The following is a 26,947-nucleotide window of genomic DNA, read 5'->3' as shown; positions in this document are numbered from 1 at the left end:
CCGAGGGCGGTAAGTCCCTCCGGGTCGGGGGAACCTACTTCAGGCCGATCGCGTCGCAGGCGGCCTTGTACTTCGGGGTGCAGATCTCGGCGACGGTGTAGACGCCGTCCTTGACGACCGTGTCCTTGATGTTGTCCTTGGTCAGCGAGACGACCGGGACCAGCACCGAAGGGATCTTCTTGGTGGTGGGGCTGTCGACGTCCGCCTGGGCGACGGAGTCGAGCTTCTCGCCCTTGGCGAGCAGAACGGCCATCTCAGCGGCTGCGGCGGCCTCAGGAGCGTACGGCTTGTAGACGCTCATGTACTGCTCACCCGCGACGATGCGCTGCACACCGGCGAGCTCGGCGTCCTGACCGGTGACCGGCGGGAGCGGGGAGACACCGGCGGCCTTCAGGGCGGTGATGATGCCGCCCGCCATGCCGTCGTTGGCGGAGTAGACACCGATGATCTTGTCCTTGCCGAGGGCCGAGATCGCGGCCTCCATGTTGGCGTTGGCGTTCTCCGGCTTCCACTCCTTGGTGTCGTACGACTTGCCGATGTTCACCTTGCCGTTGAGCTCGGCAAGCGCGCCCTTCTTGAACAGGGCGGCGTTCGGGTCGGTGATCGCGCCGTTCATCATCACGATCTGGCCGGCCTTGGCCTTGGCGCCCAGGGCCGTCAGGAGCGCCTTGCCCTGGACGTGGCCGACCTCTTCGTTGTCGAACGAGGTGTAGGCGTCGATCGGGCCCTCGGCGAGACGGTCGAAGGCGACGACGGGTATGCCCTCGTCCTTGGCCTTCTTGATGCCGCCGGCGATGGCCTTGGAGTCGACCGAGTCGACGATGAGGGCGTCCACCTTGTTGGTGATCATCGTGTCGATCTGCTGCGTCTGCAGGGTGGCGTCCTGCTTGGCGTTGGCGTAGACGACCGTTGCCTTGCCGTTGGTCAGCTCGCTGATCTTCTTCTCGATGAGCGGCTTGTCGAACTTCTCGTAGCGCGCGGTCTGGTTCTCGGGCAGGAGCAGACCGATCTTGATGTTGTCGCCCTTGGCCGCGCCGCTCTCCTTGGTCTTGTCGCCCGACTCCTTGGCGCTGCCACAGGCGGCGAGGGACACAGCCATCGTGGTGGCGGCTACAGCTACGGCGGCACGACGCATACGCGTGTTCATCTTCGAAACCTCCCTGACGAGGCCGCGTCGCTGCGGCCGAGGTGGCTGGAAGTCAACTCGGCCCCGCCGTCAGCGTCAAGGAGTAAATCCTTAACGAGATGACAACGGTGCCATTCGTTATCTAAGTGAAGACAGGCGCCCCGGCCGGGAGCGAGCTGTCCAGAAGGGTCGAATCGCCCATTTCGCTGAGTACGAGGGCCAGTGAGCCCAGCACCTCGGCACGCCCTCCGAGCGCCCCGGGAAGGACGGACAACTGGCGCGCCGCGCTGGGAATCGCGTACCGGGATACCGACTCTCGGATCGGTCCAAGAACCAATTCTCCCGCTTCGGCGAGATTTCCGCCCAGCACGACGCGACTCGGGTTGAGCAGATTGCACAGATTGGCCACGCCGCTGCCGATGTGCCGCCCGACGTCGGCGATCACCCGGCGGCAGCCGGGGTCACCCTCCCGGGCCAGCTGGACCACGCGCTCCATGGTCAGATCGGCGCCGTGACTGGACTGGAGCAGCGGCAGTACATAGCGGGCCGCCGTGAAGGTCTCCAGGCAGCCGCGGTTGCCGCAGCGGCAGACCGGGCCCGACTCGTCCAGCGTGATGTGGCCGATCTCGCCGGCGGTGCCGCCGGGGCCGCGGTAGATCTGGCCGTCTATCACCAGACCGGCACCGACACCGCTGGCGACCTTGATGTACGCGAGGTCCCGCACCCCTCGGCCGCTGCCCCAGACCAGCTCGCCCAGGGCGCCGAGATTGGCGTCGTTGTCGACGTACACAGGCACGCCGAGCCGTCCGGAAAGCTCCTCGCTGGGGTTGATGCCGGTCCAGCCCGGCAGGATCGATGTGGAGCCGAGGGTGCCCGACTCCACGTCGATGGGGCCCGGCACACCGAGGCCGACGCCGATCACCTTGTCCGGGGCGATGCCGGTCTCTGCGATCAGGCGGTTGACCAGCTGTTCCGCCCGGCCGAAGCCCTGCGCGGAGGAGGCGTCCACATCGAGCGGCTCGGACTCCTCGGCCAGCACCTGGTGGGCGAGGTTGCCGACCGCGACGCGCAGGTGGGTGTGGCCGAAGTCGACGCCGATGACGATGCCGGCGTCACCGCTGAGGGAGACGCTGCGGGCCCGGCGGCCGCCGGCGGAGGTGGGCGTCACCTCGACGGTTCCGCCGTCCTTCAATTCGCGAACAATGTTGGAGACCGTGGCCGCGGAGAGGCCGGTACTCCTCGCGATCTCCGCCTGCGTGAGCGAGCCGGCCATACGCACGGCGCGCACGACCCGCTCGAGGTTGGCCCGGTGCAGAGATGTCTGCGATCCCGGAGTCTCCATCGACTCATCCACTCCTGCCCCCGGTGGGCGGCGCGACGACCGCCCCCGGCCGGGGCCACGGTGACGAGACCCCGACGTTTCTCCAACTTGTGAACTCTAAGCTCAATGCCCGGGGCTTATCGCGTCAAGACCTTGAGCGGTGACACACGGATGAGCGGGATGGGGGCGTGGGGCCATCCGGGTGGTGAATTCAGGATGGCGCGGGCGGGCGGGAGGCGCACGGCGGGGGCGGGACGGGAGACACGGCGGGGGCACCGGCGGGCGGCGCCGGCGCGGCGCGGGGCGGCGCGGGGTGCCCGCCGGGCGGCGCGACGGCACCGGGCATCCGGCGGCCGCCGCCCCGGACAGCGCCTAAGAGTCGGCGAGCGCGGCGTTGGCCCGGGCAGTGACCAGGGCCAGCAGCCGGCCCGCGGTCTGCAGGTCCTCGGCCGGCAGGCCGCCGTAGAGCCGCTCGGTGATCTCGGCGACGGCCGCCCTGATCTGTCCGTTCAGCGTCCGGCCCGCTTCGGTGAGGCGGAGGCGGGACGCGTCACCCGGCAGGCTCTCCAGCAGCTTCGACTCGGCGAGCTCGCGGATGGTCGCCTGCACCGCCGACTCGTCGATCTTCAGTGCGCCGGTCATCCGGGCGACGAGGGCGCCGCGCTCGACGGCCTCACCGCCGTCCGCGACGGCGTTCAGCGCCACCGACTGGTTGAACGTGGTGCCGGTGGGAGCCAGGACGGTCTCCAGAAGGGCTCGCGTCGCATAGTGGGCCTGGCCTATGACCTGGCCATTGAGGGTCGGGGCTGCGGACATCGTCACTCCTTGGTCGGGAAGTCGAGTGGTACGTCGAGCAGGAGCGCCAGTTCGCGGGAGAAGACTTCGGCACGTGAACCGTGCAGCCCCCCCAGGGGCTCCATGAGCTGATCGAGCAGCCGCTGGACGATGGTGATCGCGCGACGCGTGACCTCACGCCCCTCGGGGGTGAGCGACAGCTGGACGGCGCGCGTGTCGGCGGGGTCCGGGACGCGCTCCACGAGACCGGCGGTCTCCAGGGTGCGCGCCAGCTTCGAGACGTAGAGCGGTTCGAGGCCGGTGTGGTCGGCCAGTTGACGCTGACTGGGCCGGAGCCCGAAGCGCTGCATGCCGAGCAGGGATGCGACCAGTGAGTACTGCGCGTGGGTCAGACCCAGCGGCGCGACGGCCCGGTCCACGGCGACCCGCCATTTCATCGACAGTCGCCAGACCAGGAAGCCGGGCGTGGGGCCCTCGGATGCTGTACTCATGAGAGATACAATACATAGCTACTATATCCATGGCTACTATAAATCCGCACGGAACCCCCGGCCCGTCACGGGCCGGGGGTTCCGGGGTTCCAAGGACCTACTTGAGCGTCGCCGACGTCAGACCGGCCTGAACCTGCCGCTGGAAGGAGAGATAGACCACCAGCATCGGGACCATGGCGATCGTGACCCCCGCGAACAGCACGGGCAGATCCGTCGCATATCCCTGCTGCTGCTGGAGCTGGATCAGGCCCTGCGTGAGCAGATAGCGCTCCGGATCAGCGTTGTCCTTGGGCTGCATGAGCACCATGGGGAGGATGTACTGATTCCACTGGCCCAGCGTGTTGAAAATCCCCACGCTGAGCAGTCCCGGCTTCGCCATCGGCAGCATCACCTGGAAGAACACCCGGGTGTGCGAGGCTCCGTCGATCACCGCCGCCTCGTGCACGGCCGTCGGAAGCGTGCGGAAGAAGGAGTGCATGAAGAACACGGTGAACGGCATCGAGTAGGCGACGTAGACGAGGATCAAGCCCTGATACGTGTTCAGCATCCCGAACCGCTGCACCATGAAGTAGAGCGGTACGAGTGCGAGGAACACGGGGAACATGGCCCCGCCGACGAAGAAGTAGTAGATGACCCGGTTGCCCGGGAACTCGTACCGCGCGAGGACGTACGCGGCCATGGAGCCGAGGAGCATCGTCAAGGGCACCGAGAAGACCAGCACGATCACGGTGTTGGTGAAGTAGTCGCCGATGCCCTTGTCCCAGGCTCGCCCGAAGACGTCCAGGGACCATTCGCTCGGCCAGCTGAGGGCTGATCCGCCGATCTGTGCGTCCGTCTTGAACGAGCTCAGCACGAGCCAGAGCAGCGGCAGCACGATCATCACGGCCCACAGGGCCAGGAAGCCGTGGGAGAAGACTTTGAGGGTGAGGCCCTCGGTGGAGGGGGCGCCGGGCGGGACGGACCGGTCTCCGGTGCGCTGGCGGGGCACCTTGCCCGACGACGTGGGCTCTTTGGTGGGTGTGGTCATCGCTCGTCCCCTGCTCAGAACTCGATGCGCTCGCGGCGGGTGGCACGCAGCGTGACGACGGACAGGATCAAGGTCAGCACAAGCATGACGACACCCATGGCGCAGGCGTAGCCGCTGTTGCCGAAGTAGAGGAAGTTGCGCATCAGTACGGTGGCCATGACCTCGCTGTGATGGTCGGGACCGCCTCCGAACTGCCCCGAGGTCATCGACGACACCAGCACGAACAGGTCCATGACCGTGATGCCGAGATAGACCCAGGACGTCTGCACCGAATCCCACAGCAGCGGGAGGGTGACCCGGAAGAAGGTCTGGGCCCGGCCTGCGCCGTCCAGCAGCGCCGCTTCGTATATGTCCCGGGGGATGGACTGCATGGCCGCCGAGAAGAGGACGAGATAGAAGCCGACGCCGTGCCAGACGACCACGGCCATCAGGCACCAGAGCACGAGGTCCGGCTCATTGAGCCACTCGATCGGACTCGCGGCGTCCACCAGTCCTGCGTTGACCAGGAGACCGTTGAGCAGACCGCCTTCGTCACTCCGGTACACGGCGCCGAAGAGCACCGCGAGAATCGCCAGGGACAGGACCTGGGGAAAGAAGTAGACGATTTTGTAGAGGCCGGACCCCCAAACGCCCTTGACGCCTCCGGCACCACCCCGCCCGCCGGCATTCACCATGAAGGCGAAGAAGAGGGCGAGCAGGATGGTTATCACCGGAATGAACACCAGGAACAGGATGTTGTGCCAGATCGCGCCAAGGAAGACGTCGTCGTCGAAAAGGGCGGTGTAGTTGTCGAGGCCGACGAATCCGAAGGTCTGCGACTGGCCCTTCCAGTCGGTGAACGAGTACCCGATCGTCTGCACATACGGCCAGATCACGAAGCTCAGATACAGCGCCAAGGGTGCCAGAAGAAACCCTGTGACGAACCGGTACTGCCCTTTTCGCATGGCATCCTGTCCCTGGTGTTCCGGGGTGAGCGGGGGTGAGACTGCTCAGTCGCGGCGGTTGTTCTTGCTGTTCGGGTCCTTCGCTGCCTTGTCGACCGCTGCCTGGGCCCGCTTCAGCCATTCCGCCGGCTGGATTCGCTTGGCCATGAGCTCGTTGGATGCGTTCTGGATGTCGGTGTCCATCTGGCTGTACCAGTTGGGGTACAGGTAGTTGAAGGTGTTGTCGCCCGCCGCCTTCACAGCGTCCACGGCCGACTTGGTGCCGGGGCGAAGCTGGACGTTCGGGTCCACACCGTCCTTGAGGATGGTCAGCGAGTTCGCCTTCTGGGCGAAGATCGTCGACCATTCCTTGGAAAGCATGGAGCGCAGGAACTCCTGGCCCGCGGCCTTGTTCTTCGCCTTTTCCGGGAGGATGAAGGGCTCGCCGGCTCCGGCCCGGATCGCCTCGAAGGGCAGCTTGCTACCGGGCAGCACCGGCATCGGCAGGAACTTCATGTCGAAGTCGTCCGGAGTCTGCTTGAGCTGCTCGTTCTCCAGCCACGAACCCGAGGTGATGAACACGGCCTTGTACTGGTTCCAGCGGGTCTGAGAGTCGGTGTGCGTCAGGCCGTTGGTACCGGGCATGAGATAGCCCTTCTCGACCACTTCGTAGACCGCTTCCACGGCCTTCTTGGCGACATCGCTGCCGACGAACGCCTTGGGGTCGAGATTGTCGATCGCCTTCATCGCGTCCAGACCACCGAGCTTGGCGATCATGTCCATGATGGCAACGTTGATGTAGTACGGAAACTTGCCCTGGTGGGCGAGACCGCCGATGCCCGCGCTCTTGGCCGACTTGCAGATGGCGAGGAACTCGTCCCAGGTCTTGGGCGCCGTCCAGCCCTTCTCCTTGAAGAGCTTGCCCGAGTACCACAGCCCCGAGACGGTGTAGACGTAGTTGAGCGAGACGATCTTGCCGCCCTGCAGGCCCTGTTCGGCGGTGCCCGCGATCAGGGTGTCCCTGACCTTCTTGCTCGGGTCGTCGATGGAGGGCGAGTCCAGGACCGGCGCCAGGTCGGAGAGTTGGCCGCTCTTGAAGAGCACGTCCAGCTTGATCTGCTGGGCGCCGGAGTCGTCGACGACGTCCGGCGGGTTGCCTCCGTTGAAGCGCGGCTGCAGCTTCCCGGTGATCTCCTGGGTTCCCAGGTGGGACGACTTGGTCCCCCACTTCTTGTCGAAAGCGGCTTCCCAAGCCTTGGCGTGCTCGTCTCCGTAGCCGCCCTTGAAGACGACGACGTCGACCTTGCTGCCCTTGGCCACACCGAACGGGTTGTCCTTGCTGACCTTCCCCTTGGCGGCGCCGTCGTCGTCGCGACCACCACCGGAGGCACATGCGGACAGGAAGCTCATCGTCGGAACGGTGATCAAACCGAGTGCGGCAGACCGCTTGATCAGATCACGACGGCCGAGGCCCTCATTGTCGGGGGCGGAGGTGGATCCCATGCTCAAGTCCTCGCCTTCTCCAGGACTCAGGCGGTGTACCGGTCGCCCGTCTTCTCGCCTCAGCGAAGGGCCCCGCCACCGCGGTCAGTTGCTGTGTCTTCCCGGGGGGAAACACAGTGAAGCTTGGGTCGTGCACGGTTGGCAGCGGGAACGGAACTCCTACGGCAGGCAGTCGATGCACACGCCTGCCCGTTGTCCCTGTCCCCCCTGGCCCGCTGCCTTGTGGAACAGCTATGCGGGTGCCGACAGGTATAGTCCACTTTCCGCCAGCGGAGCAAGATCGAAAGCAAGGTTGGACGGCAGTCTTTCCCGAGTTGAGACCTCGCGGATATCTGAGCCTCGCGCGCGCCCATACGATCACAGTCGTTTCCCTGAACGGCTGAATCCGGCCGCATCAACCCGTCAACACCCTTGACACCGTCTGGCACTTACCTCCCTACTGGAGCCTGCGCATCGCGCCTGACAACGTTGTCCAATCGCGCTTACCAGCGGCTTCCAACTGGAGGAAAGGCCCGGGATGCAGCCCAGACCCCGACCTCGGCAGAGACAAATCCACGCGGCGGCCCTGGTGGCGGCCGCTTCCCTTCTCGTGATGACGGCCCAGTCGGCGGCCGTTGCCCTGCCCGCGCAGTCCGCCCAATCCCCCGCGGCGGACCCGCAGTTCACCTCGTCGTTCGAGGCGGACGAAGCACAGCCGGACTGGCGCAATACCGTCGAGGTCGGCGCCGACGGCACGAAGCGCTCGTCCGGCGTCGACGGCGGCTTCGCCACCGGCATACCGGGCAATGTCACCGACAAGGTGATCGACCTGCGCGCCAGTGACGAGAACACCGGCGCCGGCGAGACCAAGGAGAACCTGGTCGATCTGCAACCGGGCACCAAATGGCTGGGGTTCCAGCCCACTGCCTGGATCGAGTTCGACACGGACACTCCGGTCAAGGTCGTCACCTATGCCCTGACCTCGGCGAACGACTACGCCTCGCGCGACCCGAAGGACTGGACCCTCAAGGGCTCGGCCGACGGCAAGGAATGGAAGGTCCTCGACACCCGGGAGGGCGAGAGCTTCGACAAGCGCTTCCAGACCAAGACGTACGACATCGCCGACAGGGCCAGCGCCACGGCGTACGCGCACTACCGGCTGGAGATCACCAAGAACAACGGCGCGGACATCACCCAGCTCGCCGATGTGCAGTTCTCCAACGGCGACACCAGCACGCCCACGCCCGACGACATGCGCAGCCTGGTCGACCGCGGCCCCAATGGCTCCCCCACCGCCAAGGCCAACGCCGGATTCACCGGTAAGCGTGCCCTGAGGTACGCCGGCACCCACAAGCCGGACGGCCGGGCCTACTCGTACAACAAGGTCTTCGACGTCAATACGGCAGTGCGTCGCGACACCGAGCTCTCCTACCGGATCTTCCCGTCTTTGCCGGAGACGGATCTCAACTACCCGGCCACGAATGTGTCGGTGGACCTGGCCTTCACGGATGGCACCTATCTGAGCGATCTGCCCGCTCTCGACTCGCACGGCGGGCTGCTGACCCCCCAGGGCCAGGGCGCCGCCAAGCGGCTCTACGCCAACCAGTGGAACCAGGTCGCGTCCAGGATCGGCACGGTCGCGGCCGGCCGGACGGTCGACCGGATCCTGGTGGCGTACGACTCCCCCAAGGGTCCGGGCAAGTTCCAGGGCTGGATCGACGACATCTCGATCGCGCCCAAGGCTCCCGAGAAGCGGCTGTCACACCTCTCGGACTACGCCTCGACCGTCCGCGGCACCAACTCCAGCGGCTCCTTCTCCCGCGGCAACACCTTCCCGGCGACCGCCGTGCCGCACGGCTTCAACTTCTGGACCCCGGTGACCAGTGCCGGGTCCAAGAGCTGGCTGTACGAGTACGCGCGTGGCAACAACACGGACAATCTGCCGACCCTGCAGGCCTTCAGCGCAAGCCATGAGCCGAGCCCGTGGATGGGCGACCGGCAGACCTTCCAGCTGATGCCGTCCGCGGCGGCCGGCACCCCGGAGACCGACCGGACCAAGCGCGCCCTGCCCTTCCGGCACGAGAAGGAGACCGCGCGTCCGCACTACTACGGGGTCACCTTCGAGAACGGCCTCAAGGCCGAGATCACCCCGGCCGACCATGCGGCGATGATGCGGTTCACCTATCCCGGTGACGACACCAGCGTCATCTTCGACAACGTCACCAAGGAAGGCGGACTCACCCTCGACCCGGCCACCAGCTCCTTCACCGGCTTCTCGGACGTCAAGAGCGGGCTGTCCACGGGTGCGACGCGGCTCTTCGTGTACGGCGTGTTCGACGCGCCGGTCACCGGGGCGGTCTCCGAAGGGGTCAGCGGCCACCTCCGCTTCGACGCGGGCAAGGACCGCACGGTCACTCTCCGCCTGGCCACCTCGCTCATCAGCGTCGACCAGGCGAAGAAGAACCTCGCCGACGAGATCCCGACGGGCACCGGTTTCGAGCGGGTGAAGCACCGGGCGCAGCACGCCTGGGACGAGCTGCTCGGCCGGGTGGAGGTCGAGGGCGCGAACCGCGACCAGCTGACCACGCTCTACTCCAGCCTGTACCGCCTGTACCTCTATCCCAACTCCGGATTCGAGAACACCGGCACCAGGGCCGACCCCAAGCACCAGTACGCGAGCCCCTTCTCGCCGATGACCGGGCCCGACACTCCGACCCGTACCGGCGCGAAGATCGTCGACGGCAAGGTGTACGTCAACAACGGCTTCTGGGACACCTACCGGACGACCTGGCCCGCGTACTCCTTCCTCACCCCCGAGAAGGCGGGCGAGCTGGTGGACGGCTTCGTCCAGCAGTACAAGGACGGCGGCTGGATCTCGCGCTGGTCCTCGCCCGGCTATGCCGACCTGATGACCGGCACGAGCTCGGACGTGGCCTTCGCCGACGCGTACGTCAAGGGCGTGGACTTCGACGCCGAGGCGGCGTACGAGGCGGCGCTGAAGAACGCGACGGTGGTGCCGCCCACCTCGGGCGTCGGCCGCAAGGGTATGGAAACCTCGCCGTTCCTCGGCTACGCCTCCACCGAGACCCATGAGGGCCTGTCCTGGTCGCTGGAGGGCTACCTCAACGACTACGGACTGGCGAAGATGGGCCAGGCCCTCTACAAGAAGACCAAGAAGGCCCGCTACCAGGAGGAGTCCGAGTACTTCCTCAACCGGGCCCGGAACTACGTCAAGCTCTTCGACTCCAAGGCCGGCTTCTTCCAGGGCCGCGATCCGAAGGGCGACTGGCGGGTCCCGTCCGACACGTACGACCCGCGGGTGTGGGGCTATGACTACACCGAGACCAATGGCTGGGGTTACGCCTTCACCGCACCCCAGGACAGCCGTGGCCTCGCCAATCTCTACGGCGGCCGCTCGGCACTCGGCGAGAAGCTCGACGCCTACTTCTCCACTCCCGAGACGGCCTCGCCCGAATTCGTCGGCTCGTACGGCAGCGTCATCCATGAGATGACGGAGGCCCGCGATGTCCGGATGGGCATGTACGGCCACTCCAACCAGGTCGCCCACCACGTCACATACATGTACAACGCGGCGTCGCAGCCCTGGAAGACCCAGGAGAAGGTGCGCGAGGTGCTCTCCCGCCTCTACACCGGCAGCGAGATCGGGCAGGGCTACCACGGCGACGAGGACAACGGCGAGCAGTCGGCCTGGTATCTCTTCTCCGCGCTCGGCTTCTACCCGCTGGTGATGGGCAGTGGCGAGTACACGATCGGGTCGCCGCTCTTCACCAAGGCCACCGTCCATCTGGACAGCGGTCGCGACCTGGTGGTCAAGGCTCCCGGGAACAGCGCGAAGAACATCTACGTCCAAGGGCTGAAGGTGAACGGCAGGGCCTGGAACTCCACTGCTCTGCCGCATCAGCTGATCGCCCGGGGCGGCACGCTGGAGTTCGCGATGGGCTCGAAGCCGTCCTCGTGGGGCACGGGCAAGAACGCCGCCCCGGTCTCCATCACCCAGGACGACAAGGCTCCCTCGCCACGCCACGATGTGATCACGACCGGTGGTCCGCTCTTCGACAACGCCTCCGCGACGGAGGCCACGTTCGAGACGGTCGAGCTGCCGGTGTCGTCGAAGACCCGGGCGGTGCAGTACACGCTCACCTCGTCGGCGCGGGCCAAGGCCCCGGCCGGCTGGGTACTGCAGGGCTCGCAGGACGGGACGGTCTGGAAGGACCTGGACAAGCGGTCCGGGCAGAGCTTCGCCTGGGACCGGCAGACGCGCGTCTTCACGGTTGCCGCGCCCGGCTCGTACGCGAAGTACCGGTTGGTGGCGACGAGTTCGGCGACGCTCGCGGAGGTGGAGCTGATCTCCTGACACCGACGTTTGCGTCACAGACCGACGCAGCCCCGCACCCGGTTTCGCCGGGTGCGGGGCTGTTTACACCTTCCGCGAAGGCTGCGGATGCCCCGGCTCCACTTCAAACCGATTGACGGGTAAAGAGATTGTGCAAAGATCTCGATGATCCAGCGGTGAACTCATGAGGTTCATCGCGCCTCATCACGCACATGGAGAAAATACGTGGCCAATCTTCCCGGCCGTAAGCGGGGGCGCGTCCTGTCGCGTCTCGCCGTCGCAGCCATAGCCGCTGCCCTGGTCGGCACGTCCGCCGGGTCCGCCGTGGCCGACACCCCGGCGCCGGCGCCGAAGAGCGCCGACATCGCCGCTTCCGTGGCCGAGCCGTCGAACGCGCCCGCCGCGGCGCAGGCCGGCACCACCCAGGTGTTCCTTCTCTGGGGTGTGGACAAGAACACCAACGCCTACCTCTACGGTCCGAACGGCAGCGGGGGCTTCGCCACCCGCAGCTTCATCGACGGGGGCTGGGACGCGGTCAAGCTCGCCGCGGCGATCGACCTCAACGCCGACGGCCAGTCCGACGGCGCCTGGACCTGGGACAACGCCGGCTACGTCGCCTTCGGCGACGACGCAGGCACCAAGTTGGTGGGCAACGGCTGGAACATCTACAACCTGGTCCTGACCCCGAGCAACCTCGGCGGCACGTCGACGGACGACGTCCTCGCCCGGGACAAGTCCGGTGTGCTCTGGCTGTACAAGGGCAACAGCAACGGCACGCTGTCCGCGCGTGTGAAGGCCGGTTCCGGCTGGAACATCTACACGCACATCACCGGCAAGGGCGACCTGTCCGGCGACGGTCGCGCGGACGTTCTCGCCAAGGACTCGTCCGGCGTGCTGTGGCTGTACAAGGGCACCGGCAACGCTGCCGCGCCCTTCTCGACCCGTACCAAGGTCGGCTCCGGCTGGAACATCTACAACAAGATCATCGCCAACGGTGACCTGAACCTGGACGGCCGCGCGGATGTCGTCGCGCGCGACGCCGCGGGCGCCCTGTGGCTGTACAAGGGCACCGGCAACGCCGCCGCCCCCTTCAGCGCCCGTACCAAGGTCGGCTCCGGCTTCAACATCTACAACAAGCTGTTCTGATCCGGTAACCGATCGGCCGGCCGAAACGGAAGGGCCGCACCCCCGTCACCGGGGGTGCGGCCCTTCCGCGGTACTGCCGTGCCTACTTGCGGATCAGGTTCCGCAGCACGTACTGCATGATGCCGCCGTTGCGGTAGTAGTCCGCCTCACCGGGGGTGTCGATGCGGACGACCGCGTCGAACTCCACACCCGTGTCGGTGGTGACCTTGACCGTACGCGGCGTGGAGCCGTCGTTGAGCTCGGTCACGCCGGAGACGGAGAAGGTCTCCTCACCGGTCAGGCCGAGAGACTCGGCGGAAGCACCCTCCGGGAACTGCAGCGGCAGGACGCCCATGCCGATGAGGTTCGAGCGGTGGATGCGCTCGTACGACTCGGCGATGGCGGCCTTGACGCCGAGCAGCGCCGTGCCCTTCGCGGCCCAGTCGCGGGACGAGCCCGAGCCGTACTCCTTGCCCGCGAGGATCACCAGCGGGATGCCGGCGGCCTGGTAGTTCTGCGAGGCGTCGTAGATGAAGGAGACCGGGCCGCCCTCGACCGTGAAGTCGCGGGTGTAGCCGCCCTCGGTGCCCGGCGCGATCTGGTTGCGCAGGCGGATGTTGGCGAAGGTGCCGCGGATCATCACCTCGTGGTTGCCTCGGCGCGAGCCGTACGAGTTGAAGTCGCGACGCTCGACGCCGTGCTCCGTGAGGTACTTGCCGGCCGGGGTGTCGGCCTTGATCGCACCGGCCGGGGAGATGTGGTCGGTGGTGACCGAGTCGCCCAGCTTGGCCAGCACGCGGGCGCCGCTGATGTCGGAGACCGGGGTGGTCTCCATCGTCATGCCCTCGAAGTAAGGGGGCTTACGGACGTAGGTGGACTGCGGGTCCCACTCGAAGGTGTTGCCGGTCGGGATCGGCAGCGCCTGCCACTGCGCGTCGCCCGCGAAGACGTCCTGGTAGGACTTGTTGAACATGTCCTCGCCGATGGCGTTGGCCACGACGTCGTTGACCTCGGCCTCGGTCGGCCAGATGTCCTCGAGGAAGACCGGCTTGCCGTCCTGGTCGGTGCCGAGCGCGTCCTTGGTGATGTCCACCTTCATGGAGCCCGCGAGGGCGTACGCGACGACCAGCGGCGGGGAGGCCAGGTAGTTCATCTTGACGTCGGGGTTGATACGGCCCTCGAAGTTGCGGTTGCCCGAGAGGACCGACGTCACGGCCAGGTCGTGCTCGTTGACTGCCTTGGAGACCTCTTCCGGCAGCGGGCCGGAGTTGCCGATGCAGGTGGTGCAGCCGTAGCCGACGAGGTTGAAGCCGACCTTGTCGAGGTAGGGGGTCAGCCCCGCCTTGTCGAAGTAGTCGGTGACGACCTTGGAGCCCGGGGCGAGCGTGGTCTTGACCCACGGCTTGCGGGTCAGGCCCTTCTCGACCGCCTTCTTGGCCACCAGCGCGGCGGCGACCATGACGTACGGGTTCGAGGTGTTGGTGCAGGAGGTGATCGCGGCGACGGTGACGGCGCCGTGGTCGATCTCGTACGTCGAACCGTCGGGGGCCGTGACCAGGGTGGGCCGGGTCGGCACACCGTTGGTGGCGGCCGGGGCGTCGGAGGCCGGGAAGGACTCCATGCCCGCCTCGTCGGCGTCGTCGACGTAGTTGCGTACGTCCTGCTTGAACTGCTCGGCGGCGTTGGCCAGGACGATGCGGTCCTGCGGGCGCTTCGGGCCGGCGATGGACGGGACGACCGTCGACAGGTCCAGTTCGAGCTTCTCGGAGAAGTCGGGCTCCGCGGCCGGGTCGAGCCAGAGGCCCTGCTCCTTGGCGTACGCCTCGACCAGCGCGAGCTGCTGCTCACTGCGGCCGGTCAGCTTCAGGTACTTGATCGTTTCGTCGTCGATCGGGAAGATCGCGGCGGTCGAGCCGAACTCCGGCGACATATTGCCGATGGTGGCGCGGTTGGCGAGCGAGGTGGCGGCGACGCCCTCACCGTAGAACTCGACGAACTTGCCGACGACGCCGTGCTTGCGCAGCATCTCGGTGATCGTGAGCACCAGGTCGGTGGCGGTGGTGCCGGGCTTGAGCTCACCGGTCAGCTTGAAGCCGACGACGCGCGGGATGAGCATCGAGACCGGCTGGCCGAGCATCGCGGCCTCGGCCTCGATGCCGCCGACGCCCCAGCCGAGCACACCGAGACCGTTGACCATGGTGGTGTGCGAGTCGGTGCCGACGAGGGTGTCGGGGTAGGCCTGGCCACCGCGGACCATGACCGTGCGGGCCAGGTGCTCGATGTTGACCTGGTGGACGATGCCGGTGCCGGGCGGGACGACCTTGAACTCGTCGAACGCGGTCTGGCCCCAGCGCAGGAACTGGTAACGCTCCTTGTTGCGGCCGTACTCCAGCTCGACGTTCTGCGCGAAGGCCTCGTTGGTGCCGAACTTGTCGGCGATGACGGAGTGGTCGATGACCAGCTCGGCCGGGGCGAGCGGGTTGATCTTCGCCGCGTCGCCACCGAGCTCCTTCACGGCCTCACGCATGGTGGCGAGGTCCACGACACAGGGAACACCGGTGAAGTCCTGCATGATCACGCGGGCGGGCGTGAACTGGATCTCCTGGCTGGGCTGCGCCTGGGAGTCCCAGCCGCCGAGCGCCCGGATGTGGTCGGCGGTGATGTTCGCACCGTCCTCGGTGCGGAGAAGGTTCTCCAGCAGAACCTTGAGGCTGTAAGGGAGGCGCGCGGAGCCCTCGACCTTGTCCAGCTTGAAGATCTCGTACGACTCGTCGCCCACGCGCAGCGTGCTGCGGGCGTCGAAGCTGTTCGCCGACACGACAGTCTCCTTCATCAATGTGCGCGTACTACCTCAATGCTGCCGCCACGGCTCCTCGCCGATCCGCTAAGGTAAGACTTAGTTAGGTAACCCTTACCGGATGGCGGCTGCGGTACGCCTTTCGGCAGATATCTCGATGTCGAGATAACTCTAGTACATGACCGCTGTCCGGTCATGCCCGGACCTCCCGTGTTCGGCGTCACGCAAGGGTTGCCATGCCATCCGCGTCGCCGCGGGAGGCGACCGAGGTGGCCGGTCGGGTCGCGCCGCCCGGGTCCGCGAATCGCCCGGCCGGCCTTCCGACAGAACTGACGCACCGTCGGACATCACCCCTCCAGGGCCTCACCCATCCGGCCCATCCCGCCAACACTGCCATCTCATATCTGAGATAGCGTTCACCCATGGCAGACGACTACCTCGTACGCATCGGCAAGCTCATCCGTGACGCCCGCCAGCACAGGGGCTGGACACAGACGCAGCTCGCGGAGGCACTCGGCACCAGTCAGAGCGCAGTGAACCGCATCGAGCGCGGCAATCAGAACATCAGTCTTGAGATGATCGCGCGCATCGGTGAGGCGCTCGACAGCGAAATCGTTTCGCTCGGCTACGCGGGCCCCATGCATCTGAGGGTGGTTGGCGGGCGCCGGCTCTCCGGCGCCATCGACGTCAAGACGAGCAAGAACGCGTGCGTGGCGCTGCTCTGCGGCTCACTGCTCAACAAGGGCCGTACGGTGCTGCGCCGGGTGGCCCGCATCGAAGAGGTCTTCCGTCTGCTGGAGGTGCTGAACTCCATCGGGGTGCGCACCCGCTGGATCAACGAGGGCCTCGACCTGGAGATCGTGCCGCCCGCGCAGCTCGACATGGACGCCATCGACGCGGAGGCCGCGCGCCGCACCCGTTCGATCATCATGTTCCTCGGTCCGCTGCTGCACCGGATGGACAGCTTCCGGCTGCCGTACGCGGGCGGCTGCGACCTGGGCACGCGGACGATCGAGCCGCACATGATCGCGCTGCGCCGGTTCGGCCTGGACATCACGGCGACGGAGGGCCTCTACCACGCGAAGGTGGAGCAGTCGACCGCGCCCGACCGCCCGATCGTGCTGACCGAACGCGGCGACACGGTGACCGAGAACGCGCTGCTGGCCGCCGCCCGGCACGACGGAGTGACCGTCATCCGCAACGCCTCGTCCAACTACATGGTCCAGGACCTGTGCTTCTTCCTGGAGGCGCTGGGGGTGAAGGTCGAGGGCGTCGGCACCACCACGCTGACCGTCCACGGCATCCCCACGATCGACGTGGACGTCGACTACTCCCCCTCCGAGGACCCGGTCGAGGCGATGAGCCTGCTCGCCGCGGCAGTGGTCACCGAGTCCGAACTCACCATCCGCCGCGTCCCGATCGAGTTCATGGAGATCGAGCTCGCGGTCCTGGAGGAAATGGGCCTCGACCACGACCGCTCCCCCGAGTACGCGGCGGACAACGGCCGCACCCGACTGGTGGACCTGACCGTGCGCCCCTCCAAGCTGGAGGCGCCGATCGACAAGATCCACCCCATGCCGTTCCCGGGTCTGAACATCGACAACGTGCCGTTCTTCGCGGCCATCGCGGCGGTCGCCCAGGGCAAGACGCTGATCCACGACTGGGTCTACGACAACCGCGCGATCTACCTGACGGACCTCAACCGCCTGGGCGGCCGGCTGCAACTGCTGGACCCCCACCGCGTCCTGGTCGAGGGCCCGACCCGGTGGCGCGCGGCGGAGATGATGTGCCCGCCGGCGCTGCGCCCCGCGGTGGTGGTCCTGCTGGCGATGATGGCGGCGGAGGGCACATCGGTGCTGCGCAATGTCTACGTGATCAACCGGGGCTACGAGGAGCTGGCGGAGCGGCTGAACTCGGTAGGGGCGCAGATCGAGATTTTCCGGGACATCTAGGAAGCGGCACGCTTGACGGAATCCAGGTGAGCGAACGCCACCACGTTCTCCTTGTAGTCCTTGGCCTTCTTGTCGTAGTCGCCGCCGCAGGTGATCAGACGAAGCTGGGAGGAGGGGGTGTCGGCGTAGACCCGCGCATCGGGGAAGTTCGTCTTGCTGAAGCTTTCGACCGAGTCGACCTTGAAGGTGGCGACGCTGCCGTCCGCGCGCGTGACGTTCACCTTGCTTCCTGGCTTGAGCGTGCCGAGCTGCAAGAACACGGCCGGGCCGGTCATGGTGTCGACATGGCCCGCGATGACCGAGGTGCCGCGCTCGCCCGGTGTCGCTCCACCCAGGAACCAGCCGACCAAGTTGTTGTTGTTGACCGGTGGTGCGTTGAGATGTCCGGTCGCGCCGATGCCCAGAGCGATGAAGGGCGCGTCGACGGCAATGTCCGGGATCGACAGCCGTGTCGGAGGCGACGGCGGCAGCGCCAGCTGAGCGGCGGCAGGCGCGGCGGCAGGTCCCGGGGTGGTGGGCGCCGACACCACAGAAGGCGCCGACTGCCCGCCCTCCGCCGAAGGGTCGAAGGTGTTGTAGATCATGAGGAAGCCCAGCCCGACCGCTGCGGCGGGCCACAGCAGGGCGCGGCCGAGGCTGCGGGAGGCGAGTGAGGTCCGGGGCGCGAGAGGACTGGAAGGCTGCTGGGCGGCCATGGGAGCGCGTCTTTCTCGTAGGGGCACCAATGGGGCGCGGGTGGGCGGCTGAACGGGCTGCGGTGCGGGGCTGCCGTGCGGGGCTTCGAGGCGCGGGCCACGGTGACGCAAAACGGCAGCGCCGCGGCCGCCGTCCTTGGGAGACGGCGGCCGCGACACTGCGCGACCAGCTAGTGGGTCGCGCCCGTCAGGCCGCGGCACCACTCGTCGTGTTGCGGCGGCGCAGCATGTACGCCCCAGCGCCCAGACCACCGAGCATCAGCGCGGAACCGGCCGCGAGACTGCTGCCGGACAGAGCCATGGCGCCACCACCGGCGTGGACACCGCCCGACGGCTTCTCGTGCTTCCAGGAGTCGTGACCACCCTTGTCGGACTTCTCGCCCTGCCCCCAGTCCTCGGCGACGGTCATGGCCAGGGCGCCACCACCGGTGTGGACACCACCCGACGGCTTCTCGTGCTTACCGTGCTCGTGGTCCCCCTTGTCCGACTTCTCGTGGTCCTCCTTGGCGGACTTGTCGTGCTCTTCCTTTTCCGCCTTGTCGGAGTCTTCCTTCTCCGCCTTGTCGGTGTCTTCCTTCTCCGACTTCTCGTAGCCACCCTTTTCCGACTTCTCGGAGTCATCCTTCTCCGACTTCTCGTAGCCACCCTTTTCCGACTTCTCGGAGTCATCCTTCTCCGACTTCTCGTAGCCACCCTTTTCCGACTTCTCGGAGTCTTCCTTCTCCGACTTCTCGTAGCCACCCTTTTCCGACTTCTCGGAGTCTTCCTCCTCGGACTTCCCGTAGCCGTCGGACTCGTCGCTCTCCTCCTCGTAGTCCTTGGTCACGGTCATGGTCAGGGCGCCACCACCGGTGTGGACACCACCCGACGGCTTCTCGTGCTTACCGTGCTCGTGGTCCCCCTTGTCCGACTTCTCGTGGTCTTCCTTGCCTGACTTCTCGTGGTCTTCCTTCTCGTAGCCACCCTTTTCCGACTTCTCGGAGTCATCCTTGCTGGACTTTTCGTAGTCGCTGCTGGATGAGCTGTCGTGCCCGTAGTCCTCGGAGATGATGGCGTTCGCAACGGGGGCGGAAGCGGCGATGACCGCGGTAACGGCGGCTGTGGCGAACAGGGTGCGAGCTGAGCGCATGGGGACGTATTCCTTTCGCCGCTACTGCGCTGGCTGACACATCGTCGGCTCATCGGATCGCAGTGGCGACGTGATCCACCGTCAGCCCGATTGCGACTTCGCACCAGCGGAGAGCGCGGCAATCGGGCGACACCGTGGGCTCTTCGAGTGGCTTGGGGGCCAATGATCACCCGTTGGGCGGCACGCCACGCCGAGCCCGGGTTTGGCTCTGCCTGACGCATTTTCAGGCAGGGGAGCCGTCAGCCGTGGTCCGGCGATGGCCGCCTGCGGATGCGAGCCGCCATCACGGCAACGTCGTCCTCCGCATGGGAGGCGTCCAGGGCGGCCAGGACCTCGTCCACCAGGTCGTCGGCCGTTCCGGAGGGGTCGGGGCGGACGCGGGCGAGGCGGGCCAGGGAGGAGTCGATGTCCTCGCCTCGGCGTTCGATCAGGCCGTCGGTGAACAGGAGGAGCGTGTCGCCGGGGCTGAGACTCCGGGAGGCGATCTCGTAGCCGCCGAGGCCCGTGCCGAGGGGTGGGCCGACCGGGACGTCGATCAGCTCCGCGCTGCCTTCGCGGCGGAATACGGCGGGGGGCAGATGGCCCGCGCTGGAGAAGGAGCAGAGGCCGCGGGCGGGGTCCACGCGGACGAGGAGGCAGGTGGCCGGGCGGCGGGCGGTGGCCTCGGAGATGGTGAGGTCGAGCCGGCTGAGCACCCGGTGGGGCGGGAGGTCGGTGGCCGCGACGCTGCGAAGGGCCGAGCGGTAGCTGTTCATGTCGACCGCGGCCTCCACGCCGTGGCCCATCACATCGCCCATCACCAGCAGCGTCCGCCCGAAGTGGAGACGTACGGTCTCGAACCAGTCCCCACCGACCAGGGTGCCCGAGCCGGAGGGCAGATAGCGGGTGGCCAACTCGAGGTTCGGGTGCGGGAGTCCTGGGTCGGTCAGCAGTGCGCGCTGCAGCTCGGCACCGGTCCGCTGCGCCTCGGCGAGGATGCGGGCGTGGTCGATGCCGACGGCGGCCCGATAGACCGCCGAGCGGGTGATGAGCAGGTCGCGTTCGGTGAAGCCGCCGTGGCTCCGTACGAGGTGTACGGCGCCCAGGACGCGGCCGTGCACCATGAGAGGAACCGCGAGCGTTCGGTCGTCCAGGAAGGGCCGGCCGCTCAGGGCGGTACGAAACGGATGGGAGGGAAGGAGGTCGCCGCGGCCGGCCACGGCGGCGCGGTGCGTCGGCTCGGGGAGCAGATCGATCGCGACGGCGTCGGCCACCGACGCGTGCAGGTAGTGCACGGCCTCCTGGCACGTGGTCTGCTCGTCGAGCGTCGTTCCGATCCAGTCCGCGGTAGAGACGGTCTCGGAGAGCAGCCCCACCAGGCCGGCCACCTCCCCGTGCATCACCAGCCGGTACCAGGTGCAACGGCTGACGGGCGTCACATGCGTACGCGGGTGCCCGTCGGCGAGGACCGCGGCCAGCAGCGCCGCCGGTCCCACGCTCAGCTCGGCCCGCGGGCCGATGGGCCGGCCCTCGAGACCCGCCCACGCCTCGCCGGAGATCCGGCAGTAGGCCGGGTCCGCGAAGAGGTACCTCGTGTCCGTACCAAGAACGGCGAGCCCCGCCGAAAGGGAGTCGGCACGCACACGATCACCTCCCGCCATGACGCACCGGTGCGCACCCGGCAGGGACGGGTCTCAGGGCTGGCCGGGAGTGACGCCGCCCTTCAGACGTTCCAGGTCCGAGGGGCGCACCTGGATCGCCAGGAGGGCGACCACCGCACCGATCACCGTGAAGATGGCGGCCACGATGAACGCGGCCGAGACTCCGGAGGTGAGGACCTCGTCGCTGAAGGGCGGTGGGAGCTGGCCGGTGCGTTCGAAGCGCAGGCGTTCCGCCGGGGTGGCCTGGGCGAGGAACTGCGGGACCTGGCCGTGGGCCTCGTTGCGGCTGGCCGTGCCGAACACCGTGACCAGGATGGACAGGCCCAGCGAACCGCCCACCTGCTGCGTGGTGTTGAGCATGGCGGACGCCGCGCCCGACTCGTGCGTGGGCACTCCGGAGACGGCCATCAGCGTCAGCGAGACGAAGTTGAAGCCCATACCGAGGCCGAAGACCAGTATCGGTCCGAGGATGCTGCCCAGATAGGTGGAGTTGATGTCGGTCAGGGTCAGCCAGGACAGGCCCGCCGCGGCCAGGATCGAGCCGGTCACCATGAAGGGTTTCGGGCCGTACCTGGGCAGGAGTTGGGAAGCGATGCCGGCGCCGACCGCGATGACAGCGCTCACCGGCAGGAAGCCGAGCCCGGCTTGCAGGGGGCTGAAGTCGAGGACGTTCTGCACAAAGAGTGTCAGGAAGAAGAACATGCCGAAGATCGCCGCGGCGAGGCTCAGCATGATTCCGTATGTGCCCGCCCGGTTACGGTCGGCGAACATGTGCAGCGGCGTGATCGGCTGGGTGGAACGCCGCTCGACCAGGATGAACGTGGAGAGCAGCACGATCGCGGCGCCGAACGACGCGAGTGTCCACGGGTCCCGCCAGCCTTCCTGCGCAGCCCGGATGAAGCCGTACACCAGCGCGACCATGCCGAGCGTCGAGGTCAGCGCGCCGGTCAGGTCGAAGTGGCCGGGATGGCGCTCGGACTCCTTGATGTGACGCGGCGTTGCCAGCACGATGAGCGCGGCGATCGGCACATTGACGAAGAACACCCAGCGCCAGTTAAGCCATTCGACGAGGACGCCGCCCGCCACCAGACCGATCGCGCCGCCGCCCGCGGAGACGGCGGCGAAGACGCCGAACGCCCGGTTGCGTGCCGGGCCTTCGGTGAAGGTGGTGGTGATCAGCGCCAGTGATGTCGGTGACGCGATGGCGCCGCCGACGCCCTGCAGGGCACGGGAGGCGAGGAGCTGGCCCTCGTTCTGTGAGAGGCCGCCGAGCAGGGAGGCGAGCGCGAACAACAGCACACCGAAGATGAAGACCCTGCGGCGTCCCAGGATGTCACCGGCGCGGCCGCCGAGCAGCAACAGGCCGCCGAAGGTGAGCGTGTAGGCGTTGACCACCCAGGACAGGCTCGTGGTGGAGAAGTCCAGCGCGCTCTGGATGTGCGGGAGCGCGATGTTCACGATGGTGATGTCGAGGACCACCATCAACTGGCACGAGGCGATGACGAGAAGCGCGATCCCGTCGCCGCTGCCCTTCTTCTTCGCGGCGGCGGTGGTGCTGGGTGTGGGTGTCGGCTGCGGGGTCCCCATGGCGCATCGTGCCCTCACACGAGGGTCAGTAGACGGTTCCGTCCACTCATCGACGGTAAACCCGGCACAGACACGCCACCAGTCGATCACGCGCCGGGCCGTTCACGCCCCCCGGCCGGTCGTCTTCGCGGTCAACCGGTCACGCCACGCAGCCGATCGACTTCGCCGGCAGCCCCTCACGCCACGCAGCCGGCTGACTGCGCGACCGCCGCCGAGGACCCGCCGCCCGGGCGCTCGGGACCCGCCGCCCGGCCATCTCGCCGCCGGCCGCTCAGGACTCGCCGCCCGCCCCCTGCGCGACAAACTCGCGCAGCGCCGTGGCCAGCGCCTCGGGCTGGTCCTCCGCGATGAGCGTGCAGCTGTCCTCAATCTCCAGCAGCCGCCCTCGCGGCAGCAGTTCGGCCAGCCGCCTGCCGTGCTCGCGCGGCATCATCCGGTCCTCCGTCGCCCACACGACCAACGCGGGCCGGTCGAACTTCCGCAGCCCCTCGACCGCCTCGAGGAGTTCGGTCCTGCGTACGCCCGCGTGGTAGCGCTTGAAGTCGGCCCTGATGGCCTTGTCGGTCAGCAGCGGACGCAGCCAGCCGTCGGTGATCTCGTCGGGTACGGGTCGTTTGGTGAGCGCGCCGAGGCCGATGGGCAGCCGGCGCAGCCCCTTCAGCGAGAGGATGCGGGCCATCAGCCCGATGCCGCCGGGCACCTTGCACACAAGCGAAATCATCTTGCCGGGGGCGCCCGGTGGGTAGTTGTCGAAGGCTTCGCAGGAGATGAGCACGAGCCGGGCGAGCCGCTCGGGATGCCGTCCTGCGACGGTCTGCGCGCGGCCGCAGTCGCTCTCGACGAGGGTCACCTCGCTCAGGTCCAGGCGGTCCAGAAACTCGGCGATCAACTCGTTGACCACGTCCGGACCGAGCGGGACGTCAGGGCGCATCGGAGTGCGGTGTGCGCCGTAGGGCAGGGTCGGGGCGATACAGCGGTGATCGCGCCCGAGGTCCGCGACCACCTTGCGCCAGACAGTGGCGTCGTGGACCAGCCCGTGCAGCAGGACGACGACCGGGCCCGGGCCGCCCGTGTCCTCGTACGCGATCGTCCCTGCGTTGAGCTCGATGTCCGGCATAGCGGCTCCCCTCGTGAAATAACAATGTTATGCCTCAAGGGATGGGGCCACCAGACCGCGGTCAAGGGAGCACGGCGGTGCCGTCCAGTTCCACCAGGGCCTCTTCGTCCCAGAGCCGTACGACACCGATCACCGCCATCGCGGGATAGTCGCGGCCCGCCAACCGCCGCCAGATACGGCCCAGTTCAGGGGCGCTGGCGCGGTAGTCGGCGACGTCGGTCGCATAGACGGTGACGCGGGCGAGGTCCTGCGGCGCTCCGCCGGCGGCCGCGAGCGCGGACAGCAGATTCGCCAGTGCCGTCTCGAACTGCTCGGACAGTGTCTCCCCGACCACCTTCCCGCCGGTGTCCAGCGCGGTCTGCCCGGCCAGGAACACCAGGCGCGATCCGGTGGCGGTGACGGCGTGCGAGAAGCCGGTGGGCGGCGAGAGCTCGGGCGGATTGTGGCGGTGCAGGCTCATGCGCTGGGCTCCTCGGCGGATGGGTGCGACGACGCGTGCGACTCCTTCGTGCACAGCTCCTTGTACAGCTCCTTGGCGATGATCGTGCGTTGGACCTCCGTTGCGCCCTCGTAGATCCGCGGGGCGCGCACCTCCCGGTACAGATGCTCCAGCAAGTGGCCGCGCCGGAGCGCACGGGCGCCGTGCAGCTGGACCGCGGCGTCCACGACGTACTGGGCGGTCTCGGTCGCCAGGAGCTTCGCCATCGCGGACCGCTTCGGCACATCGGCGGCCCCTTCGTCGTACGCGGCGGCCGCCGCGTGGACGAGCAGCCGGGCGGCCTCCGTACGGGTGGCCATCTCGGCGACCTGGTGGGCGACGGACTGGAGGTCCTTGAGCGGGCCGCCGAAGGCCGTGCGGTGGGCGGTGTGAGCGATGGCCGCATCCAGCGCCGCCTGGGCCATGCCGACGGCGAAAGCGCCGACGCTGGGGCGGAACAGGTTGAGGGTGTTCATGGCGACGCGGAAGCCGCCGTCGGTCTCGCCGAGCATATCGTCCCTGGTCACGGGGACGTCGTCGAAGCTCAGCGCGCCGATGGGATGCGGCGAGAGCATGTCCAGGGCGGTCCCGGTCAGCCCCGGCCGGTCGGCGGGGACGAGGAACGCGGTCACACCGCGCGCGCCCGCGCCCTCGGTCGTACGCGCGAAGACGCTGTAGAAGTCCGCCTCGGGGGCGTTGGAGATCCAGCACTTCTCGCCGCTCAGCCGCCAACCCTCTTGATCCGGAACGGCTTTGAGGGCGAGGGCCGCGGCGTCCGAGCCGGCGTCCGGCTCGCTGAGCGCGAAGGCTGCGACGGCGCGCCCGGCGATCACCTCGGGCAGCCAGCGCTCCCGCTGGGCGGCCGTGCCCGCCTGGACCAGCGGACAGCTGCCCAGGCCCTGGAGGGCGAGCGCGGTCTCGGCCTCCGTACAGCCGTACGCCAGCGATTCGCGCAGCAGACACAGCTCGAGCGCACCGGCCCCGAACAGGCGCCGCAGCAGGCCCAGTTCGCCGAGCGCGGCGACCAAGGGGCGGTTGACGCGGCCCGGCTCCGCCTTCTCCGCGAGCGGTCGCAGCCGCTCGTCGGCCAGGGTGCGCAGCTGCCCACACCAGGCGGTCTGTGCCGGATCGAGCGAAAATACGGGCATTCGTGCCCCCACTTCGTGCGGCCGGGGGTCCGGGGGTGCCCCCCGGGAAAGCACAGTATCGCGGAGTGTTGACTGTCGTCACCTTCACGATACGCTCGATTCGCGACCCCACCACGGCAAGGACAGGCCCTAGGGGGCGAACCATGGAGCTGTCACCCTCGGCCCACCTCGACACCTACGCGCGCGACCATCTCCCGCCCGCCGGGCAGTGGCCGGAACTTCTCTTCGAGCTGCCCGGGCTGCGCTACCCGCAGCGCCTCAACTGCGGGGCCGAGCTGCTGGACCGTACGATCGAGCGCTTCGGCGCGGACCGGCCCGTCTTCCGCACCGGAGGCGGCGAGGTCTGGACGTACAGAGAGCTGCGTGACCAGGTCGACCGCATAGCGCAGGTGCTCACCTCGGGCCTGGGCGTCGTCCCCGGAAACCGGGTCCTGCTGCGCGGGCCCACCACGCCATGGCTCGCGGCCTGCTGGCTGGCCGTGATGAAGGCGGGCGCGGTGGCGGTCACCGTCCTGGCCCAGCAGCGGGCCAAGGAGCTGGCCACGGTGTGCGAGATCGCCGCCGTCAGCCACGCCCTGTGCGACATCCGCTCGCTCGACGATCTGGCGAAGGCCGAGGTGCCGGGGCTGCGGATCACGGCGTACGGCGGCGACTCCCCCGACGATCTGGTGCAGCTGGCCGCCGCCGCTGCGCCTCAGCCGTACGAAGCGGTGCGGACAGCGGCCGACGACGTCGCGCTGATCGCGTTCACCTCGGGCACGACCGGCCGCCCCAAGGGGTGTATGCACTTCCACCGCGATGTGCTGGCCGTCGCCGACACCTTCTCCGCCCATGTGCTGCGGCCCGAGCCCGACGATGTCTTCGCGGGCAGCCCGCCGCTCGGGTTCACCTTCGGGCTCGGCGGTCTGGTGGTCTTCCCCATGCGGGCCGGGGCCTCGACCCTGCTGCTCGAACAGGCGGGCCCCAGCCAGCTGTTGTCCGCGATCGCCACGCACCGGGTGTCCGTTCTGTTCACCGCGCCGACCGCGTACCGCGTGATGCTGGGCAGCCTCCACACGCACAACATCCGCTCGCTGCGCCGCTGTGTGTCGGCCGGTGAGAATCTGTCGGCGACCACCTGGCAGGAGTGGCAGGAGCGGACCGGGCTGCGCATCATCAACGGCATCGGCGCCACCGAGCTGCTGCACATCTTCATCTCGGCGGCGGACGAGGCGATCAGACCGGGAACCACCGGGATTCCGGTGCCGGGGTGGCAGGCGCGCGTGGTGGACCGCACCGGCAACCCGGTCGCGGACGGGGAGCCGGGGCTGCTGGCCGTGCGCGGCCCGGTCGGCTGCCGCTATCTGACCGACCCCCGGCAGCTGGAGTATGTGCACGACGGCTGGAATCTCACCGGCGACACGTATGTGCGTGAACCCGATGGCTATTTCCGCTATGTCGCCCGCGCCGACGACATGATCATCTCGGCCGGCTACAACATCGCGGGCCCGGAGGTGGAGGACGCGCTGCTGCACCATCCGGACGTGGCGGAGGCCGCCGTCGTCGGCCGCCCTGACGAGTTGCGAGGACAGATCGCGGTGGCGTACGTCGTCCTGCGCGAAGGGGTCCCGGCCGGCGAGGAGACCGTCGTCGCGCTCACCGAAGCGGTCAAGCGACGGCTGACACCGTACAAATGCCCGCGCGAGATCGTCTTCCTGGACGCGCTTCCGCGCACCCCCACCGGCAAGCTGCAGCGCTTCCGCCTGCGGGCCCTAAAGTGA

At 67.9% G+C, this 26,947-nt stretch carries 19 protein-coding genes; 4 read left to right on the top strand and 15 right to left on the bottom strand.

Translation table 11 applies throughout. The features are described 5' to 3' along the window. Positions 1 to 34: 34 nt before the first annotated feature. From ACQEVG_RS29495 to ngcE, 7 genes are all read right to left on the bottom strand, one after another. Complete coding sequence (locus ACQEVG_RS29495) at positions 35 to 1,147, bottom strand: sugar ABC transporter substrate-binding protein (protein WP_432989342.1); 1,113 nt, start codon at positions 1,145 to 1,147, stop codon at positions 35 to 37. A 121-nt stretch (positions 1,148 to 1,268) separates the two neighbouring features. Next, positions 1,269 to 2,468, bottom strand: a complete 1,200-nt coding sequence (locus ACQEVG_RS29490) for an ROK family transcriptional regulator (protein WP_432989340.1) — start codon at positions 2,466 to 2,468, stop codon at positions 1,269 to 1,271. Positions 2,469 to 2,819: 351 nt separating this feature from the next. Continuing rightward, on the bottom strand, positions 2,820 to 3,263 hold the full coding sequence (locus ACQEVG_RS29485) for a MarR family winged helix-turn-helix transcriptional regulator (protein ID WP_432989338.1): 444 nt from the start codon (positions 3,261 to 3,263) through the stop codon (positions 2,820 to 2,822). A gap of 2 nt (positions 3,264 to 3,265) precedes the next feature. Next, positions 3,266 to 3,733: a MarR family winged helix-turn-helix transcriptional regulator gene (locus ACQEVG_RS29480; RefSeq protein WP_432989336.1), complete on the bottom strand. Its 468-nt coding sequence runs from the start codon at positions 3,731 to 3,733 to the stop codon at positions 3,266 to 3,268. 97 nt (positions 3,734 to 3,830) lie between these two features. After that, positions 3,831 to 4,760 (bottom strand): carbohydrate ABC transporter permease, encoded by a 930-nt coding sequence (locus tag ACQEVG_RS29475; protein WP_432989334.1) that lies wholly within the window; start codon positions 4,758 to 4,760, stop codon positions 3,831 to 3,833. A 14-nt stretch (positions 4,761 to 4,774) separates the two neighbouring features. Further along, positions 4,775 to 5,704 (bottom strand): carbohydrate ABC transporter permease, encoded by a 930-nt coding sequence (locus tag ACQEVG_RS29470; protein WP_432989332.1) that lies wholly within the window; start codon positions 5,702 to 5,704, stop codon positions 4,775 to 4,777. 45 nt (positions 5,705 to 5,749) lie between these two features. Beyond that, entirely contained in the window at positions 5,750 to 7,186 is a 1,437-nt protein-coding gene (ngcE, locus tag ACQEVG_RS29465; RefSeq protein WP_432989330.1) for an N-acetylglucosamine/diacetylchitobiose ABC transporter substrate-binding protein, read from the bottom strand. A 517-nt stretch (positions 7,187 to 7,703) separates the two neighbouring features. Here ngcE and ACQEVG_RS29460 point away from each other — a divergent pair. Both ACQEVG_RS29460 and ACQEVG_RS29455 read left to right on the top strand, forming a co-directional pair. Beyond that, the gene (locus ACQEVG_RS29460; RefSeq protein ID WP_432989328.1) at positions 7,704 to 11,540 is read left to right on the top strand and encodes a GH92 family glycosyl hydrolase; all 3,837 of its coding nucleotides are present in this window, start codon (positions 7,704 to 7,706) and stop codon (positions 11,538 to 11,540) included. A gap of 204 nt (positions 11,541 to 11,744) precedes the next feature. Beyond that, on the top strand, positions 11,745 to 12,665 hold the full coding sequence (locus tag ACQEVG_RS29455) for an FG-GAP repeat domain-containing protein (RefSeq protein ID WP_432989326.1): 921 nt from the start codon (positions 11,745 to 11,747) through the stop codon (positions 12,663 to 12,665). Positions 12,666 to 12,747: 82 nt separating this feature from the next. Here ACQEVG_RS29455 and acnA read toward each other — a convergent pair whose 3' ends face one another. Continuing rightward, a complete protein-coding gene (gene acnA, locus ACQEVG_RS29450) occupies positions 12,748 to 15,477 on the bottom strand; it encodes an aconitate hydratase AcnA (protein WP_432989324.1) in 2,730 nt (909 codons plus the stop codon). A 386-nt stretch (positions 15,478 to 15,863) separates the two neighbouring features. Here acnA and ACQEVG_RS29445 point away from each other — a divergent pair, with 386 nt between their 5' ends. After that, positions 15,864 to 17,393: a helix-turn-helix domain-containing protein gene (locus ACQEVG_RS29445; RefSeq protein WP_432989322.1), complete on the top strand. Its 1,530-nt coding sequence runs from the start codon at positions 15,864 to 15,866 to the stop codon at positions 17,391 to 17,393. Here ACQEVG_RS29445 and ACQEVG_RS29440 read toward each other — a convergent pair. The 7 genes from ACQEVG_RS29440 to ACQEVG_RS29410 all read right to left on the bottom strand — a co-directional run bounded on the left by ACQEVG_RS29440 (position 17,390) and on the right by ACQEVG_RS29410 (position 25,187). Then, the gene (locus tag ACQEVG_RS29440; RefSeq protein WP_432989320.1) at positions 17,390 to 18,088 is read right to left on the bottom strand and encodes a class F sortase; all 699 of its coding nucleotides are present in this window, start codon (positions 18,086 to 18,088) and stop codon (positions 17,390 to 17,392) included. The two genes, ACQEVG_RS29445 and ACQEVG_RS29440, sit on opposite strands and share 4 nt — an antisense overlap. 187 nt (positions 18,089 to 18,275) lie before the next feature. Further along, positions 18,276 to 19,217, bottom strand: a complete 942-nt coding sequence (locus ACQEVG_RS29435; RefSeq protein ID WP_432989318.1) for a hypothetical protein — start codon at positions 19,215 to 19,217, stop codon at positions 18,276 to 18,278. Between the two features lie 239 nt (positions 19,218 to 19,456). Continuing rightward, positions 19,457 to 20,839 (bottom strand): PP2C family protein-serine/threonine phosphatase, encoded by a 1,383-nt coding sequence (locus tag ACQEVG_RS29430; RefSeq protein WP_432989316.1) that lies wholly within the window; start codon positions 20,837 to 20,839, stop codon positions 19,457 to 19,459. A gap of 51 nt (positions 20,840 to 20,890) precedes the next feature. After that, on the bottom strand, positions 20,891 to 22,372 hold the full coding sequence (locus ACQEVG_RS29425) for an MFS transporter (protein ID WP_432992994.1): 1,482 nt from the start codon (positions 22,370 to 22,372) through the stop codon (positions 20,891 to 20,893). A gap of 343 nt (positions 22,373 to 22,715) precedes the next feature. Beyond that, entirely contained in the window at positions 22,716 to 23,561 is an 846-nt protein-coding gene (locus tag ACQEVG_RS29420) for an alpha/beta fold hydrolase (RefSeq protein WP_432989314.1), read from the bottom strand. A 61-nt stretch (positions 23,562 to 23,622) separates the two neighbouring features. Continuing rightward, entirely contained in the window at positions 23,623 to 24,021 is a 399-nt protein-coding gene (locus tag ACQEVG_RS29415; protein ID WP_432989312.1) for a RidA family protein, read from the bottom strand. Next, the gene (locus ACQEVG_RS29410) at positions 24,018 to 25,187 is read right to left on the bottom strand and encodes an acyl-CoA dehydrogenase family protein (protein ID WP_432989310.1); all 1,170 of its coding nucleotides are present in this window, start codon (positions 25,185 to 25,187) and stop codon (positions 24,018 to 24,020) included. Before ACQEVG_RS29410 ends, ACQEVG_RS29415 begins: the two co-directional genes overlap by 4 nt. 143 nt (positions 25,188 to 25,330) lie before the next feature. Between ACQEVG_RS29410 and ACQEVG_RS29405 the strand changes: the two genes are divergently transcribed. Continuing rightward, complete coding sequence (locus ACQEVG_RS29405; protein WP_432989308.1) at positions 25,331 to 26,947, top strand: AMP-binding protein; 1,617 nt, start codon at positions 25,331 to 25,333, stop codon at positions 26,945 to 26,947.

Source organism: Streptomyces sp. CA-135486 (assembly GCF_050936555.1).
Taxonomy (GTDB): domain Bacteria; phylum Actinomycetota; class Actinomycetes; order Streptomycetales; family Streptomycetaceae; genus Streptomyces.
Note: the sequence above shows the minus strand (reverse complement) of the source record. Positions and strands in the feature narration are given on the sequence as shown.